We start from the raw sequence: 17,786 nt of genomic DNA, 5'->3' as shown, positions 1-17,786 counted from the left end.
TGGAAAGTGAACGAATTTTACACTTCTACTTTTGCTTCTACATCTTCTTTAAAATCTGCTAAAATAGGGTTTACAATTTCCTTAATGTATTCTTCAGTCTGGCTTACAGCTCTTCCGGTAAATTTTATAGGGTCAACTAATTCTTTAATTTCTTCTTGGGAAAGTTTAAATCTTTGGTCATTTTGTATATAATCAAGCAACCTATTTTCTTCTCCATTTTTAACTTCTTCTGCCGCTTTTAAGGAGTATACTCTTATAGCTTCATGTAACTCTTGTCTGTCCCCACCTTTAAGTACAGCTTCCATTAAAATCTTTTCTGTAGCCATAAAAGGCAATTCCGTCATCACATTTTTTTCAATTACTTTTTTGTTTACTTTTAAACCAGACGCAATGTTTATATAAAGATTTAATATAGCATCTGTGGCAAGGAACATTTCGGGTATTACAATTCGTCTGTTAGCTGAATCATCTAAAGTTCTTTCAAACCATTGAGCAGAAGAAGTAATAGATGCATTTAAAAGTGTGACAATAACATACCTACTTAAAGCTGCCATTCTCTCGCTTCTCATAGGATTTCTTTTATAAGCCATCGCAGAGGAACCTATTTGTTTTTCTTCAAAAGGTTCTTCAATTTCTCTCAAATGTTGTAAAAGCCTTAGGTCATTGCTGAATTTGTGAGCACTTTGAGCAATACCGCTCAATACAGACAAGAGCATAAAGTCATATTTTCTCGTATAAGTTTGCCCTGTCACGGGGAAGGACTTTTTATATCCCATTTTTTCTACTACTAATCTGTCTAGCTCTTTTACTTTTTCTTCATCACCACCAAAAAGTTCCATAAAACTTGCTTGTGTACCAGTGGTGCCTTTTACTCCTCTTAACATTATGTTTTCTCTTCTATATCTTAAATCTTGTAAATCGAGAATTAAATCTTGTATCCAAAGGCATGCTCTTTTACCAACCGTAGTAAGTTGAGCTGGTTGAAAGTGAGTATAACCTAAAGTAGGTAAATCTTTATATTTTAAAGCAAATTCGGATAGAACTTTTATTACTTTAAGAAGCTTCTTTTCAATTAGCTTAAAAGCCTTATCCATCAAAATAATGTCTGTATTGTCATCTACAAAAGCAGAGGTAGCTCCTAAATGGATTATAGGTTTTGCTTTGGGGCACAAAAGACCATAGGCATGTATGTGAGCCATAACATCATGTCGAAATTCTCTTTCGAATTTTTCCGCATCTTCATAGTTTATGTTGTCTATATTTTCTTCCATTTCTTTAATCTGCTCATCTGTAATATTGAGCCCTAATTCTTTTTCGCTTTTTGCCAAAGCTACCCATAATCTTCGCCAAGTTTTAAATTTTTCGTCGTCAGAGAAGATTTGGGCCATTTCTTTGCTAGCATATCTTGTTATTAACGGATTCTGATAAGTATCTCGCATATTTACCTCCTCATTATGCTTTATTTAAAAATTCTTCGATTCTATTTAAGCCTTTTTCAATATTTTCAATGGAAGTAGCATAAGAAATCCTAATGTAATTGTCCATTCCGAAGGGCAAAGCAGGAACAACTGCTACATTTGCTCCTTCAATTAAAGCATTTGCAAAATCTATGGAACCTCTAATAATTTTTCCTTTTATCTCTTTCCCAATGTATTCGTCTATATTTACCATTACATAAAAAGCCCCTTGAGGTTTATTTGATTTCAATCCCTTTATTTTATTTATCCTTTCTACCATATAAATTCTTCTTTTATTGAATTCTTCTGCCATTCTTTTAATAACAGTTTCATCACCTGATAAAGCAGCTACACTGGCATATTGAGCAATTGAATTGGGATTTGAGGTGGTATGACTTTGAATGTTTGACATAACCTTTGCAATTTCTAAAGAAGAAGCAGTATATCCAATTCTCCATCCTGTCATAGCATAAGCTTTAGACATACCGTTTACCAAAATTGTCAGTTCTTTAATTTTTTCATTTAAAGAGGCGATACTGATGTGACTGCCTTCGTAAATTAATTTTTCGTATATTTCATCTGAAATGACAAAAATATTTGCTTCTTCAATAATTTTTACAAGTTCTTCTAACTCTTCTTTAGTATACACTGAGCCAGTTGGATTGTTGGGGGTATTTAAAATTAAAGCTTTTGTCTTAGAGGTAATAGCATTTTTTAATTCTTCGGCTGTAATTTTAAAGTCATTTTCTGCTTTTGTTTTTACAAAGACAGGTTTTCCATAAGCCAATCTCACCATCTCAGGATAGCTTAACCAATAAGGTACAGGAATTATAACTTCGTCGCCAGGATTTAAAATTGCACAAAGAGCATTATATATAGAGTGTTTTGCACCATTTGATATGACAATCTGTTCTGGTTGGTATTTAAGGCCGTTATCTTTTAAAAGCTTGTCGCATACTGCTTTTTTTAATTCGGAAATGCCTGAAGAAGGGGTGTATTTGGTGTAGCCTTTTTTTATAGCGTCAATTGCAGCTTCTTTTATGTAATCAGGTGTATCAAAATCTGGCTCTCCTACTCCGAAGTCTATAACGTCTATGCCTTGAGCTTTTAGCTGTTTTGCCTTTGCAGTTATTTCTAATGTCATAGAAGGGGTAATTTGTAAGGCATTTTGGGATAAATCCAATTTTTACACCTCCAGAGGGTTTTGTTATATGAATCACAATATTATTTTAACTTAATTATTTTGATATTTCTACAAAATTTTTAGCTTTACTTTTCAATATTTTTACATATTCATAGTCTAACTTTATGGTTCCTAAAAGGTCTCTGCCATCTACTTCTATACCGTGAAAATCTGAGCCTCCAGTTATGATTAACTTGTATTTTTTAGCTTTGTTTAAATACTTTTCTATATCTTCGGTAGTGTGTTTTGAATGGTAAACTTCTATTCCGATTAAACCTTTTGGGGCTAATTCCTCAATAATACTATCATCTTGAAGTAACCCGGGATGAGCTAAAACAGGAACACCTCCATTTTCTAAAATAAGGTTTATTGCTTCAAAAGGAGTGATTCTGTATCTTTCTACATAAGCAGGAGCACCCACTCCTATGTATTTTTCAAAGGCTTCTTTTACACTTTCTACATAATTCTTTTTTACCATGGCTCTTGCTATATGAGGTCTTCCTATGAATTTTTCACTTGTGAATTCCAATACGTCTTCTATAGAAATATCAATTCCTAATTCATTTAATTTTTTAAAATCGCTTTGGCTCTGTCATTTCTCAGCTTTTTCATCTCTTCTAATTTTTCAGTAAAATTTTTATCGTGATAATTTATAAAATAACCTAAAATGTGAATTTCTTGATCTTGATAATAACAATTAAATTCAATTCCAGGGATAACTTCTATTTCATATCTCGAAGAAGCTCCTATGGCTTCCTCTAATCCATCAATCGTATCATGATCTGTCAGAGAAATACAACTAAGTCCGTGTTCTTTTGCCAATCGAACTACTTCAGAAGGTGAATTAGTTCCATCAGAAGCTTTTGAATGCATGTGAAGGTCTGCAAACATTATATCCCAACCTTTCTTCTAAATTTTACCTTTACAATTTAAAATAACCTGCAAAATGCAGGTTATTTTTTATCGTGGCTCTACAATTAACTTTATTGCTGTCCTTTCTTCACCGTCTATTTCAATGTCTGTAAAAGCAGGAATGCAAATTAAGTCAATCCCGCTTGGTGCTACAAAACCCCTCGCAATTGCAACAGCTTTTACAGCTTGATTTATTGCACCTGCACCTATTGCTTGTACTTCTGCACCTCCACGCTCCCTTAACACCCCTGCCAACGCTCCTGCTACAGCGTTTGGATTAGATTTTGCTGAAACTTTTAACACTTCCATTGTTTTTCCCCCTTAAAAACAAATGATTTTCTCTTTGTTAATATTCTACATTTGTTTTAAAAATCCTCCTTTTTATGCATAAATTTTATTAATCCGTTCTATGCTATAGCATTTTCCTGTTATTTCATTAACAGAAATTACAATGGCATTTATTTGGGTAGGACCTTTTGCAACTTCAAAGCGTACAGGTACAGAAGATGTAAATTTTTTAATTATTAATTCTTTATCTATTCCCAATATAGAATCACTAGGACCTGTCATGCCAACATCAGTTATGTAAGCTGTCCCATTTTGTAATATTTTCTCATCTGCCGTTTGTACATGAGTATGAGTGCCAAAAACACAACTTACTTTTCCGTCTAAAAAATATCCCATTGCTATTTTTTCAGAAGTAGCTTCTGCATGAAAATCTACGAGGATTATATTCGTCTCTTTTTTTAACTTTTCTATTTCTTCTAAGGCGACAAAGAAAGGATTTCTATTGCAAGGCATAAAGGTAGTTCCCTGCAAATTTATAATACCAATTTTTGTATTTTTAAAATTAAGTGCTATAGATCCTCTGCCAGGTGTTTCCTCTAAATAATTGGCAGGTCTTACAATTCGCATTTCTTCATCAATAAATTTTAATATTTCTTTTTGATCCCACACGTGATTTCCCATTGTTAATGCAGAAATTCCTATTTCAAAAAGTTCATCAGCAACTTTGCGAGTCAGTCCATTTCCTCCGGCAGCATTTTCTCCATTCGCTATAACTATGTCAATATTGTATTCTGATATTAATTCTTGTAAGTGCTCTTTTAATATGTTTCTACCTGGTCTTCCAACTATATCGCCGATGATAAGTATCTTCATTCTTAACCTCCAAAAAATAATTTTCTTAAACTTATTATTACACAAACCTGGCTATTAAAACAATAGCTAATAAAAATTTATGATGAAACTTTTAAAGCGTGCTCATCGCACGCTTTTTTTCAATCCTTTATTTTGCATAATCTACAGCTACTGTCTCTCTTATGACAGTCACTTTGATTTGACCTGGATATTCAACTTCTTCCTCAATTTTTTTGCTTATATTTCGCGCCAAAATGACAATATCATCATCATTGACAATTTCAGGTTTTACCATTATTCTGATTTCTCTTCCTGCTTGTATAGCATAAGACTTTTCTACACCTTCAAAAGAATTAGCAATTTGTTCTAACTTATCTAAACGCTTAATATAGGCTTCTAAAGCTTCCCGCCTTGCACCTGGCCTTGCGGCAGAGATAGCATCTGCCGCTTGTACTAATACTGCCTCAACAGTCTGAGGCTCTACATCATTATGATGAGCCATTATGGCATGAATGACAGCATCAGACTCATGATATCTTTTAGCTAGTTCTGCACCTATCATTACATGAGGGCCTTCCACCTCATGGTCTACGGCCTTACCTATATCGTGTAAAAGTCCTGCTCTTTTGGCAACTAGGGCATCTGCACCTAATTCATAAGCCATAAGTCCTGCCAAATGAGCTACTTCGATTGAATGCTTTAAGACATTTTGCCCGTAGCTAGTTCTAAATTTAAGTCTTCCTAGTAACTTAATCAGCTCGGGATGCAAACCGTGAATTCCTACTTCAAAAGCCGCTTCTTCTCCTGCTTTGATTATCATGTTGTCTACTTCTTTTTTAGCCTTTTCTACCATTTCCTCTATTCTTGCGGGATGTATTCGCCCATCTTCAATTAATTTTTCCAGCGCAATCCGCGCAACTTCTCTTCGTATAGGGTCAAAGCCTGAAATAACAACAGCCTCAGGAGTATCATCTATTATAAGGTCAATTCCCGTCAATGTCTCTATTGTCCTTATATTTCTACCTTCCCTACCTATTATGCGACCTTTCATTTCATCATTAGGAAGGGTAACAACAGACACAGTTGTTTCTGCAGCATGGTCAGCCGCACAACGTTGAATGGCATTGCTAATTATTTCCCTTGCTTTCATTTCTGCTTCTTCTTTAGCTTTGTTTTCCATTTCTTTAATCATTACAGCCATTTCATGTTGTATATCTTTTTGAACACTTTCTAATAAAATGGCTTTTGCTTCTTCACGGCTTAGTCCCGAAATTCTTTCTAATTCTTCTATTTCTTTTTGATGGAGTAAAGAAATTTGTTCTTCCAATTGTTGAATTTCTTTTTGTTTTTCTTCTAGAAGATTTTCTTTTTGTTCTAAAGTTTCGGCTCTTTTATCCAGGGTTTCTTCTTTTTGAAGGAGTCTTTTTTCTAAACGCTGTAATTCACCTCTGCGATCCCTTATCTCTTTTTCTAAATCAGTTCGCATGCGGTGAATCTCTTCTTTAGCTTCTAATAAGAGCTCTCTTTTTTTATTTTCAGCGTCTCTTTTTGCACTTTCTAATATGGTACGCGCTAAATTTTCTGCGCTTTTTATTTTAGATTCTGCAATAACCTTTCTTGCAAAATAACCAATTAGAAAGCCGACTGCTATTGCAATAAGTGCTGTGATTATCAATTCAACATGGCTAATACTCTTACACCTCCTTAGTAGTTATTCATATTTTATTTTAGACCCTTTTCAAAATTATGTCAAGTTATAAATCCTTTTCTTTCAAGGCATCGCTAATGTTTTCAATTTGAAAACCATTGTTGTAAAGATAGTTTTTTAACTTTTTAGTTTCTTCTTGGGATTTTAATTTTTTTTCAATTATTTTTTTTATTATTTCAACTTCTTTTTCTTCAGGATAAAAATTGTTTAAACTTTCTTGGATCAATTCTTTACTAATTCCTTTTTTTACAAGTTCGTAATAAATTTTTCGCCTGCTATACAATTGGTTTATTTTTTGTTCTATAAATAATTTGGTATAAACTTCGTCATTGATATAGTTATAGCTTTTCAGCTTTTCAATAACACTTTTTATAATATTCTCTTCAAAACCTTTTATTTCAAGCTTTTGAGAAAGTTCTTTTTCTGTTAACATTTTTCTTGATAAAAGTTTAAATGCGTAGTCACTCGCTTGTCTTGTTGCAGTATAGTTTACATAATAATTATACTGTTCACTATCTAGTTCTTTTCCTTCCTCTATGCCTAAATAGATCAAATCTTCTAAATTGCAACTAAAGGCATATTCTCCATCTATGTAAACATTATATTGCGTTTTATTTTTTTTCTGCTTTTCTATAGTAGTTATTATCATGCTTATTTCTCCTTTTGTAATAAAATAACCCCACAATAAGGGGTCATTCTACTATTGCATCAGGGGAGGATTTTATTTTATTATAAGCTAGATTGAAATTTTCTCTAATTTTTCTTTCAATTTCATCTGCGATTTCTTTGTTTTCTTTTAAAAATTGCTTAGCGTTTTCTCTTCCTTGCCCTAATCGTATATCTCCATAGGAATACCAAGCACCACTTTTTTCAATTATGTCTATACTTGTGCCAATATCCAAAATGCTTCCTTCTCTTGAAATACCTTCTCCATACATTATATCGAATTCTGCTTGTTTAAAAGGCGGAGCAATTTTATTTTTTACAACTTTGACACGCGTTCTATTGCCGATTATCTCATTTCCCTGCTTTATTGCATCTACTTTTCTCACATCTAGTCTTATTGTGGCATAAAATTTCAGTGCTCTTCCTCCAGGGGTTGTTTCAGGATTTCCAAACATAACACCTACTTTTTCTCTAAGCTGGTTTATAAAGACCACAATAGTTTTAGACTTACTAGTAACCCCTGCTAATTTTCTCAAAGCTTGAGACATCAGTCTCGCTTGAAGCCCTACATGGCTATCTCCCATTTCACCATCAATCTCCGCCTTAGGTACTAAAGCAGCAACAGAGTCTATCACAATTATGTCAACAGCACCACTTCTAACAAGGGCTTCTGCAATTTCTAAGGCTTGTTCGCCCGTATCAGGCTGCGCCACCAATAAATCCTCAATATTGACCCCAAGATTTTTTGCATATACAGGATCAAGAGCATGTTCTGCATCTATAAAAGCACCCGTTCCTCCCATTTTTTGTGCTTCTGCTATCATATGTAGCGCTAAGGTAGTTTTTCCTGAAGACTCAGGGCCAAAAATTTCTATTATCCTTCCCCTTGGAACTCCTCCGACACCTAAAGCAATGTCTAATTCAAGAGAACCTGTAGGTATTACTTCTACATTCAATTTTGCAGTATCTCCCAATCTCATGATAGAGCCCTTGCCAAACTGCCTCTCTATCTGACTTATAGCCATTTCTAAAGCCTTTTGTTTTTCTATCATTTATTATTTACCTCCCAAGAATACAAGGTATTGTATTAAATTAATTATATATTAATGAACATAACTAGTCAATTTTTATTCCCAGAAGATATCTTCTTACAATGTCTAAAGCATGTAGTACTGTCCTTGTCCTTATTTTACTTCTATCACCACTTAACATTAGTTTTTTTACATAGACTTTTTCATTGGTAGCAAAACCCACATACACTAATCCTACGGGCTTTTCAGGTGTTCCACCTGTAGGTCCTGCAATTCCAGTAGTAGACAAACCAAAATCAGCATTGGCCAATTTTCTTATATTTTCTGCCATTTCTTTTGCTGTCTCATGGCTTACTGCTCCATAAGACTCTAAAGTAGATTTTTTAACTCCTAAAATTTTTTCTTTGGCTTCATTACTGTAAGAAACAACACCTAAATTAAAGACTTTTGAAGCCCCTGATACATCTGTTATCTTTTTTGCCAATAAACCACCTGTACAAGATTCAGAGACAGCAAGAGTTAATTTGTTTTTCTGTAGTAATTTTATCACGACTTCTTCCATTTCTTCCTCATCTACAGCGTATATATAGTCACCTATGATACCTCTAATCCTTGATTCCATATCCTCAATCATTTCTAAAATTTCTTTGTCATCATGTCCTTTTGCAGTTATTCTCAAAGTTACGTATCCATCACCTACTAAAGGAGCAACAGTAGGATTAGAATTAAACAAAAGAGGTTTTACCATTTCCTCTACTTTTGATTCACCTAAGCCAAATATTTTGATTACTCGAGACTTTATAGTTTCATTAGTTTTGCTTTTAAGATAAGGATATACAGATTCCTCAAACATCGGAATTAGCTCAGAAGGTGGACCAGGCAAAATTATGATGATTTTGTTATCTTTTTCTATTATACAGCCAGGAGCTGTTCCATTTTTATTTGGCAAGATTTTTGCACCTTCTGGGAAAAAGGCTTGTTTGAAGTTGTTCATGGTAGGTGTTTGTCCTATTTTTTCAAAAAATCTTATTATCTCTTCTTTTGCTTCTATGTTTTCTACAAGAGGAAGACCTAAAAAAGAAGCCACTGTCTCTTTTGTAATGTCATCAACAGTAGGGCCTAATCCACCTGTTGTTATTATAAGGTCAGAGCGGTTAAAAGCGATATTTAAACATTCTTTTAATCTTTCTTCGTTATCTCCAACGTTAGTATGGAAATATATATCTATACCTAAAAGAGCCAATTTTTCAGATAAATATTTGGCGTTAGTATTTAAAATTTGTCCTAATAAAAGCTCTGTGCCAACAGAAATAATTTCTCCTCTCAATTAAAACACCTCTTTAATCTTTGAATAAATTTTTAGATTTTATAATATAATCTACACCCGAATAAATTGTCAAAATTAAAGCTATATACACCATTATAGTGTCGAAAGGAAAATTTATAAGGCTAAAAGGGTAATTATTAAGCATCAGTGCAATTACTGCTATCATTTGAAAAGTAGTTTTGTATTTACCGTAATTGCTGGCAGCAATGACAATTCCCTTATCAGCAGCAACTGTCCTAATACCTGTTATTAAAAATTCTCTTGCTAATATAACTACTACAATCCAACTTTGAATGCGTCCCATTTGTACTAAGGCTATTAGAGCAGAAGAAACCATTATTTTGTCTACCAGTGGGTCCATAAATTTCCCAAAATTAGTTATTTGATTAAACTTTCTTGCCACATATCCATCAAATTTGTCGGTCAATGCTGCAAGTGAAAATATTCCTGCAGCTATAAAATCGTTGTAGGGACCTCTGACAAGCATAAAAAACATAAAAATAGGTATTAAAAAAAGTCTTAACATTGTAAGTTTGTTTGCTAAATTCATTAATATTCCCCCACCAAATCGTACTCATAGGCATCTGTTATAGTTGCTACCACAAAATCTCCAGCTTTGAGTTTTTTGTTGCTTTTTACATAAACAACACCATCAATCTCAGGGGCATCCATATAACTTCTGCCATAATATATTCCATCTTCAAAGCCTTCAATTAGTACCTCTAACTGCTTCCCCACTTTTGAAAGATTATGCTGATAAGAAATTTCTTTTTGTATCTCCATCAACTCTTGTTGTCTTTTAATTTTGACACTCTTTTTAATTTGAGGCTTCATATAATACGATTTAGTTCCCTCTTCTCGAGAATATGTGAAAACTCCTACTCTCTCAAATCTTTTTTCTTTTATGAACTGTTTTAAATCCTCAAATTCTTCTTCTGTCTCTCCAGGGAAGCCTACCATAAAAGTAGTGCGTATTACCATGTTTGGAATGCTACGCAATCTACTTATAACCTCTTCTATTTTTTGTCTATTAGTATTTCTATTCATTCTTTTTAGGACTTCATCATGAGAATGTTGTAGCGGAATATCAATATATTTTACTATTTTTTCATTGTTTTTTATCTCTTCAACAAGTTCTTCTGTTACACTATCAGGATATGCATAAAGTAACCTAATCCACTTTAAACCATCAATCTTAGAAATTTCTTTTAAAAGTTGGGGCAGCATAAATTTTTTATAAACGTCTACTCCATATTTTGTAGTGTCTTGAGCAATGAGTATAAGTTCTTTTGCACCTTTTTTGACGAGTTCCTCGGCTTCTCTAAGTATGTCCTCCATTTTGCGACTTCTGTATCTTCCTCTAATCTTTGGAATTATGCAAAAAGAACAAGCATTGCTGCAACCTTCTGCAATTTTTAAATAGGCGTAATAATTTGGCGTAGTTAAAATGCGCTGTATTCCTTCATCATTTAGTAAATTAGCGTGTCCATATTCTAAAACAGTTTTTCCTTTTTCTATTTCTTCTATTACTTCTGCAATTTTGGGGAAATCTCCAGTGCCAATTACTGCATCTAATTCGGGAAGTTCTTTTAATAATTCTTTATTATATCTTTCAGACAAGCAACCAGTTGCAATAAGGTATTTTAGCCTGCGGTTTTTGAGTTTTCCCATCTCAATGATGTACTCTATCGACTCTCTTTTTGCATCCTCTATAAAGCCACAAGTATTTATAATGAGTATGTCAGCTTTATTTTTATCATTTACTATGTTATAACCTTTTTCTTTTAAAATTGCTAACATTTTTTCCGAATCAACTGTGTTTTTGGGACATCCAAGGGATATAATTCCTACATTTTTCATCTGCATTTCCTTTCTATTTTAAGATTCTTCTAATATTTTTTTATTTCTTCTTTTGATAGAAGAATTTGCCTTGGCTTAGAACCATCATAACCGCTTATAATACCTTTTTGCTCTAATTGATCTATAATTCGGGCAGCTCTCGCGTACCCAATTCTTAATCTTCTTTGTAACATTGAAATAGAAGCTTGCCCTGTTTCTAAAATTACAGAAATAGCATCTTCTAATAACTCATCCTCTTGTTGTTCAAAAATTTTTCCATTTGTCTTTTCCTCAATTTCTATTTCTTCGTACTGAGGCTTAGAATGATTTTTTAAGAAATTTACTACAGCTTCTACTTCTTCTTCAGAGATAAAAGCTCCTTGAATTCGCATAGGTTTTGCTGCTCCTATAGGGTTAAAAAGCATATCGCCTTTTCCTAAAAGTTTTTCTGCACCTGTCATATCCAAGATTGTTCTTGAGTCAATTTGAGAAGATACAGCAAAAGAAATCCTTGAAGGGATGTTGGCTTTAATAACTCCCGTTATTACATCAACAGAGGGTCTTTGGGTAGCAATGACCAAATGAATGCCAGCTGCTCTTGCCATTTGAGCTAACCTAAATATATATTCTTCTACTTCTGCAGGAGAGACCATCATTAAGTCAGAAAGCTCATCAATTATGATTACAATTTTATATAAGCTGTTTTCTTTGTATTTTTCGTTATAGCTGTCTATATCTCTAACTCCATATTGGGCAAATAAATTATAACGCTTAGTCATTTCTTGTACTGCCCAATTTAAGACACCGGCTGCCTTTTTAGGGTCTGTGACAACCGGAGTTAAGAGATGAGGAATGCCGTTGTAAATATTAAGTTCTACTACTTTTGGATCTATCAATATCATTTTCACCTGTTGTGGAGGGGCTTTGTATAACAAACTCACTATAAGAGAATTTATGCAAACACTTTTACCAGAACCTGTCGCACCTGCAATGAGCAAATGAGGCATTTTAGATAAATCTGCTATGACAATATTACCAGCGATATCCTTTCCTAAACCAATTGCTAAGCCTGATTTAAAATTTCTAAACTTTTTGCTATCTATTACTTCTCTCAAATATACTGGAGCTATTTTATCATTTGGGACTTCTATTCCAATAGCAGATTTACCAGGAATCGGCGCTTCTATTCTCACAGAAGGCGCAGCTAGACTTAAAGCAATGTCATCTGTTAGACTCACAATTCTGCTAACTTTGACTCCTGCACTAGGTTGCAATTCAAAACGAGTAATTGCAGGCCCCTTTGTCACTTGGATAACTTTTGCATCAACTCCGAAGTTTTTAAGGGTGTCTTCTATTTTTTTACTTTCTCCATTAACACTTCATTTTTTATTTTTGGTGGGGGAATTGCCTCTTTTAAAAGGGTTATAGGAGGAGGAAGATACTCGCTTTCTATAACCTCTTCTTTATCTTTTGTACCTTTTTCATAGATTTTTCTTTCTTCTTCTACTTGTTCAATTATATCGATTGTTCTATTTTTTTCTGTTATATTTTCTTCAATTAAAGGTGTGAAATCCTCCTGAGAAGTAGAGGTAGAAATTACTTCCTTCTCATGGTCTGTTTTTTTATCTTTTTTTACGTTGTTTAAACTTCTGATAGGAAGATTCCATCAGGTTTACGATAGATACATTTGTAATAAGCACTATAAAAATTGCCAAAGAAGAAAACAATAATATATAGCTTCCTGTGATACCCAAAAGTTTTACTAGAAAATATACCAGTAAGGCAGCAACAACTCCTCCACCCATATTGTTTATACCATTAGTGTAAGCAGCTAAAATATAATTTTTTAATCCTTCATTAGAAGGGAAATAATACAAATGATCTAAACTTATGAGGGTTAGAAAAAGTCCAAAAAGTGCTGCAGCTTTATGTAATTTTATAAAATCTCGATTATTAAAAAGAAACATCAACGCAAATACTAAAAGTAAAGCAGATACAACATAAGAACCTATCCCAAAAGAACCCTTTAAAAAAATTCCTATGTTTTTACCTATAGCACCAGTTGTATCTGTATAAAGGCTTAAAAAAGAAATAAGTGTAAAAGCCAAAAATATAATTCCAATGATTTCGTTTTTGAGAGACTTTTGTTTTTTATCAATCATATATACCACCTGTTTATAATTTCTTCTATAAAAATTTTAGTATTAATTATGTAAAATAGCAACAAAAAAATAGATGTGCTAATTTTTTAAACACATCTATTATAACACAAAAATTTTTCTAATAAATACTTATCATGCTTCCTGGAGTATATTTTGCGTCTAGGTAATCAAAAGGATTAGTAGAATACATTCTTTGAATTATATAATTTCCATTTGAGAGTTTTTCTACTACTAACTGTTTATTCCCCATCTTTAGTTCTATGTAATTGGTGGGTATATCTTCTCTTTTTTCAAAAATTAATTCATAGGGAATTATTGTATATAACATTATTCTTCACCTTTCTTTTTTTCTCTTTCTTCTATCATATTGTGTAACCTCTTTAAAGCTTCTTTGATACCCCCTATTTCGTCAATCAAACCGTAATCTACTGCTTCTTTTCCAACTAAGATTGTTCCTATGTCGTTGGCTAATTCTCCAGTTTTAAGCATAAGCTTCATAAAAGTATCTCTTTTTATTTTTGAATTTCGCACAATAAACTCTACTATTCTATCTTGCATTTTGTTGAAATAATCAAAAGTTTGGGGAACTCCTACTATTAATCCTGTCATTCTGATAGGGTGTATTGTCATGGTAGCACTTGGCACTATGTAAGAATAATTTGCTGAAACTGCTAAAGGCACCCCGATACTGTGACCTCCACCTAATACTATAGATACAGTAGGCTTAGAAAGGCTTGCTATCATTTCTGCAATAGCAAGACCTGCTTCCACATCTCCTCCTACAGTATTTAATAAAATCAAAACTCCTTTTATATTAGGGTTTTCTTCTATTGCTACCAATTGTGGTATTATGTGTTCATATTTTGTGGTTTTGTTTTGTGGAGGCAGTATCATGTGGCCTTCAATTTGCCCTATTATAGTAAGACAATGAATATTGCTTTCAAAATTAGGTACGTTTGTCTGGCCTAAATTTTTTAAATTCTCCTGAACATGTGGTAAAGTCTGAGGTTGTTCTGTTTCTTCATTTTTTAAAAAATTGCTCATCTTTATCACGCTCCTAATAATTAGTATAAAAAAAAAGCGCAATAGTATGCGCTTCCCTTTTAAAGATTAAATTCGTCATGTAGAACTCTAACTGCTTCTTCAGCTTTATCTTGACTTACAAGGCAAGAAATAGTATTATGAGAGTCAGCTGTTTGATAAATTTCTATATTATGCCTTGATAATGCCTTTATTACTCTTGCCATTACTCCTGGAACGCCTCTTATTCTATTACCAATTATAGAGACTTTTGAGCAATTAGTTCTGTAGGAATATTTTATATTGTTTTCTTCAAGAAGTTTTTGTAACTTTTTAAAATCCATCTCTGATATTGTAAAAACTTGTTTTTCAGGAAAAATATTAATAAGGTCAATGCTTATTTTTTCTTCTGCAATTTTTTCGAATATACTTTCTGTATTTTCACTGTTTTCTAGCACGATTTGAACTCTATGGTCCATATTGGCAATTCCAGTGACTAATTTGTCTATATCGTAAATATTATCGTAAGCCTCATTATATTGAGTTATAATGGTACCTGGACTGTCTGACATGGTATTTTTTATAACAAGGGGTATATTACCTCTCATTGCTATTTCTACCGCTCTAGGATGTACTACCTTTGCTCCTTGTTCTGCAAATTGGAATACTTCATTATAACTTATTTTTTTCAAAATATGAGCTTTTGAAACAATGCGAGGATCTGCTGTCATTATTCCATCTACATCTGTATATATTTCTACCGCGGAAGCTTTTAGAGCTTCACCTAAAAGAGCAGCAGTTGTATCACTGCCTCCACGCCCTAACGTAGTTAAATCTCCTTCTTCTGTGATACCTTGAAAACCTGCTACTACAGGAATAATTCCCTCTTTTAAACTTTCTAAAAGTCTTGTTGGTTCTACTTTTATAATTTCCGCATTGCCAAAATTATCATCTGTTATAATGCCTGCTTGTCCTCCGGTAAATACTTTTGCTTTATAACCCTTCTTTGATAGGGTTGCAGCAAAAGTCACACTGGAGATTATTTCACCACAATTCATCAATAAATCTAATTCTCGTTTTGAAATATTGCTATCTATTGATTTAACCATGTTTATTAGAGTGTCTGTGGCATAAGGATCTCCATTTCTTCCCATTGCAGAAACTACTACTACCACGCTAAAACCGTTTTTAACTGCCTCAATTACTTTTGATGTAGCCATTTCTCTTCTCTCAGGTGTTGATACAGAAGTTCCACCAAATTTTTGTACCAATATTTTCACGTTCTCATCCTTTCCTTTTGAAGGTATCTAAGTTGAGACATTTTATATTATTATACTTCATTAAAGTGATAAAGAAAAGTAATATTTTTAATAAAACCGTCTTTTCTTTTCTTCGAATTCCACAATAAGCATATCGTCACCAATTTTTCTTATAGAGTCCCAACTTATTTCAATATAGTTTGTCTTTCCTCTAAATAAACCTTTTGATTCATATACTATTATTGAATGAATCCTTCCTGTTTCTTCATCAATAACTAAATCTGAATCTTCTACTAATCCCCATCTTCTTCCATCCGTTAAATTTACAATTTCTTTATTTCCAAATTCGCTTAACCGCATAGAACCCCTCCTTATATACCGGTATGGCCAAATCCTCCTTCATCTCTTTTAGTTTCTGAAAGGATTTCTGCCTCTACTATTGTTGGTCTTACTATTTGATTGATTACCATTTGAGCAATTCTTTGTCCCCTTGCGATTTTGACTGCTTCTTTTCCTAAATTGATGACTATCAATTTTATTTCTCCTCTGTAATCGGAATCAATTGTACCAGGAGTATTTAAAAGAGTTATTCCGTAGTTTAAAGCTAGGCCGCTTCTTGGCCTTATTTGGGCCTCAAAATTTGGAGGAAGTTCAATTTGTATACCTGTTGGAATTAGTTTTATTTCGCCAGGTTGTAATATGACTTCCTTTTTAACATTAGCATATAAATCCATGCCAGCGGCTCCTTCACTCATATAAGCAGGCAAAGGTAAGTCTTTAGCATCATCAGTTTTTTTAATCTTAAGTATTATGGACATTTTCTAACCACCCTTTATCTCTTTTGTTTAGTTTTCCAACCACGGCTATGCTCATGTCATCAGGATTTATAATTTTTTTAGCTAAGTCATTTATTTCCTCGTAAGTTAAGTTATCTATTGTTTGAAGTATTTCCTCTACAGTATGCACTTTATTAAATAAAAGCATTGATTTTCCTATTGCGCTCATTCTACTGCTTATACTGTCTAAATCCATTAATACATTTATGCGAAGTTGCTCTTTAAATTTATCAATCTCTTCTTTTGCTAAACCTTTTGAATACACCTCTTCTATTTCTTGCAAAATTAAGTCATATACCTTTCTAAAATTATTAGCGTTCATACTAGCAAAAATAGAAAAAACCCCAGCATGGTGATAGGTAGAAGGATAAGAATAAATCGAGTAAACCAATCCCTTATCTTCTCTTATTTTTTGAAATAGTCTTGAACTCATTCCTCCACCAAAAGCATTATTAATGACGGCTAAAGCATATACTTTCCTTAAGTCATAAGTTATTCCAGGTAAACCAATACATAAATTTACCTGTTCAAAATCTTTTTCATAAAAAGCTTTGTTTTTATGCCAAATTGGAGAAGTTAATTGAGAAATAACATTAGTTTTTTGAATTTTTGATAAATATTTTTGCAGTGTTTCATAGATATCATCGCCAAAATTTCCTGCTATAGAAATGACTATGTTATCTTTGTTATAATGGGCATTATAATAATTTACAATTTGTTCTTTGTTTAGCTTTTTAATAGTAGAAAAAGTACCAAGTACAGGGAAAGACAAGGGATGTCCTTTCCATATTGTTTTTGCTAAAAGATTATAAGCTACGTCTTCAGGAGAATCTAATTCTGTCAATATTTCTTCAAAGATGACTTGCTTTTCCTTTTCTATGTCTTCTTCTTTAAAGGCAGGGTTAAATACCATATCAAAAAGTATATCAAGACCTTGTTTTACGTGAGTATTTAAGACTTTTATATAAAAACAGGTACTTTCTTTTTCAGTAAAGCCGTTTAACTGTCCACCAATACTATCCATTTCTTCCGCAATTTGCTTTGCACTTCTTAGCTTAGAACCTTTAAAAACCATGTGTTCTATAAAATGAGATATTCCGTTTATAGCTTTATGTTCGTACATAGAACCTGCTTTAATCCATATCCCTATGTATACAGAATATGCGTGAGGAATTTTACAAGTTACAACTTTTACTCCTTCAATAATCTTTTGTTCGTACATTTTATCCTCCTTTGCAAATTTAAT

16 protein-coding genes and 2 pseudogenes are annotated in these 17,786 nt (G+C 33.0%); all 18 read right to left on the bottom strand.

The features are described from left to right. Window positions 1–17: 17 nt before the first annotated feature. Window positions 18–1,439 carry an adenylosuccinate lyase gene (gene purB, locus THESIDRAFT1_RS11110; RefSeq protein WP_006570421.1) on the bottom strand — a complete coding sequence of 474 codons (1,422 nt, stop codon included), beginning with the start codon at window positions 1,437–1,439 and terminating at the stop codon, window positions 18–20. A gap of 13 nt (window positions 1,440–1,452) precedes the next feature. Next, entirely contained in the window at window positions 1,453–2,640 is a 1,188-nt protein-coding gene (locus tag THESIDRAFT1_RS11105; RefSeq protein ID WP_006570420.1) for a pyridoxal phosphate-dependent aminotransferase, read from the bottom strand. Between the two features lie 55 nt (window positions 2,641–2,695). Next, window positions 2,696–3,531: pseudogene (locus THESIDRAFT1_RS14795) on the bottom strand (PHP domain-containing protein). A gap of 69 nt (window positions 3,532–3,600) precedes the next feature. Then, window positions 3,601–3,861 (bottom strand): stage V sporulation protein S, encoded by a 261-nt coding sequence (locus THESIDRAFT1_RS11095; protein ID WP_003866776.1) that lies wholly within the window; start codon window positions 3,859–3,861, stop codon window positions 3,601–3,603. A gap of 72 nt (window positions 3,862–3,933) precedes the next feature. Continuing rightward, window positions 3,934–4,713, bottom strand: coding sequence for a TIGR00282 family metallophosphoesterase (locus THESIDRAFT1_RS11090; RefSeq protein WP_006570418.1), 780 nt, complete (start codon window positions 4,711–4,713; stop codon window positions 3,934–3,936). Window positions 4,714–4,840: 127 nt separating this feature from the next. Then, window positions 4,841–6,367: a ribonuclease Y gene (rny, locus tag THESIDRAFT1_RS11085; protein ID WP_006570417.1), complete on the bottom strand. Its 1,527-nt coding sequence runs from the start codon at window positions 6,365–6,367 to the stop codon at window positions 4,841–4,843. A gap of 79 nt (window positions 6,368–6,446) precedes the next feature. Then, complete coding sequence (locus tag THESIDRAFT1_RS11080) at window positions 6,447–7,049, bottom strand: regulatory protein RecX (RefSeq protein WP_004396227.1); 603 nt, start codon at window positions 7,047–7,049, stop codon at window positions 6,447–6,449. A gap of 43 nt (window positions 7,050–7,092) precedes the next feature. Then, the gene (gene recA / locus THESIDRAFT1_RS11075; protein ID WP_003869117.1) at window positions 7,093–8,118 is read right to left on the bottom strand and encodes a recombinase RecA; all 1,026 of its coding nucleotides are present in this window, start codon (window positions 8,116–8,118) and stop codon (window positions 7,093–7,095) included. A gap of 64 nt (window positions 8,119–8,182) precedes the next feature. Beyond that, complete coding sequence (locus tag THESIDRAFT1_RS11070; RefSeq protein ID WP_006570416.1) at window positions 8,183–9,424, bottom strand: competence/damage-inducible protein A; 1,242 nt, start codon at window positions 9,422–9,424, stop codon at window positions 8,183–8,185. Between the two features lie 13 nt (window positions 9,425–9,437). Next, window positions 9,438–9,974, bottom strand: a complete 537-nt coding sequence (pgsA, locus tag THESIDRAFT1_RS11065) for a CDP-diacylglycerol--glycerol-3-phosphate 3-phosphatidyltransferase (protein ID WP_004396226.1) — start codon at window positions 9,972–9,974, stop codon at window positions 9,438–9,440. After that, the gene (gene rimO / locus THESIDRAFT1_RS11060) at window positions 9,974–11,284 is read right to left on the bottom strand and encodes a 30S ribosomal protein S12 methylthiotransferase RimO (protein ID WP_003869120.1); all 1,311 of its coding nucleotides are present in this window, start codon (window positions 11,282–11,284) and stop codon (window positions 9,974–9,976) included. The genes pgsA and rimO overlap by 1 nt, the downstream gene beginning before the upstream one ends. A 29-nt stretch (window positions 11,285–11,313) precedes the next feature. Beyond that, window positions 11,314–13,425, bottom strand: a pseudogene (locus tag THESIDRAFT1_RS14790) (FtsK/SpoIIIE family DNA translocase). A 118-nt stretch (window positions 13,426–13,543) separates the two neighbouring features. Further along, on the bottom strand, window positions 13,544–13,753 hold the full coding sequence (locus THESIDRAFT1_RS11045) for a YlzJ-like family protein (RefSeq protein ID WP_003869122.1): 210 nt from the start codon (window positions 13,751–13,753) through the stop codon (window positions 13,544–13,546). After that, complete coding sequence (locus THESIDRAFT1_RS11040) at window positions 13,753–14,469, bottom strand: ClpP family protease (RefSeq protein WP_003869123.1); 717 nt, start codon at window positions 14,467–14,469, stop codon at window positions 13,753–13,755. Before THESIDRAFT1_RS11040 ends, THESIDRAFT1_RS11045 begins: the two co-directional genes overlap by 1 nt. Window positions 14,470–14,528: 59 nt before the next feature. Further along, entirely contained in the window at window positions 14,529–15,725 is a 1,197-nt protein-coding gene (gene dapG, locus THESIDRAFT1_RS11035; protein ID WP_003869124.1) for an aspartate kinase, read from the bottom strand. An 87-nt stretch (window positions 15,726–15,812) separates the two neighbouring features. Beyond that, window positions 15,813–16,064, bottom strand: coding sequence for a YlmC/YmxH family sporulation protein (locus THESIDRAFT1_RS11030; RefSeq protein ID WP_003869125.1), 252 nt, complete (start codon window positions 16,062–16,064; stop codon window positions 15,813–15,815). A gap of 11 nt (window positions 16,065–16,075) precedes the next feature. Further along, window positions 16,076–16,522, bottom strand: a complete 447-nt coding sequence (dut, locus tag THESIDRAFT1_RS11025; protein ID WP_006570413.1) for a dUTP diphosphatase — start codon at window positions 16,520–16,522, stop codon at window positions 16,076–16,078. Further along, complete coding sequence (locus THESIDRAFT1_RS11020) at window positions 16,506–17,762, bottom strand: M16 family metallopeptidase (protein ID WP_006570412.1); 1,257 nt, start codon at window positions 17,760–17,762, stop codon at window positions 16,506–16,508. Before THESIDRAFT1_RS11020 ends, dut begins: the two co-directional genes overlap by 17 nt. Between the last annotated feature and the right edge of the window lie 24 nt (window positions 17,763–17,786).

Source organism: Thermoanaerobacter siderophilus SR4 (assembly GCF_000262445.1).
GTDB lineage: Bacteria > Bacillota > Thermoanaerobacteria > Thermoanaerobacterales > Thermoanaerobacteraceae > Thermoanaerobacter > Thermoanaerobacter ethanolicus.
Note: the sequence above shows the minus strand (reverse complement) of the source record. Positions and strands in the feature narration are given on the sequence as shown.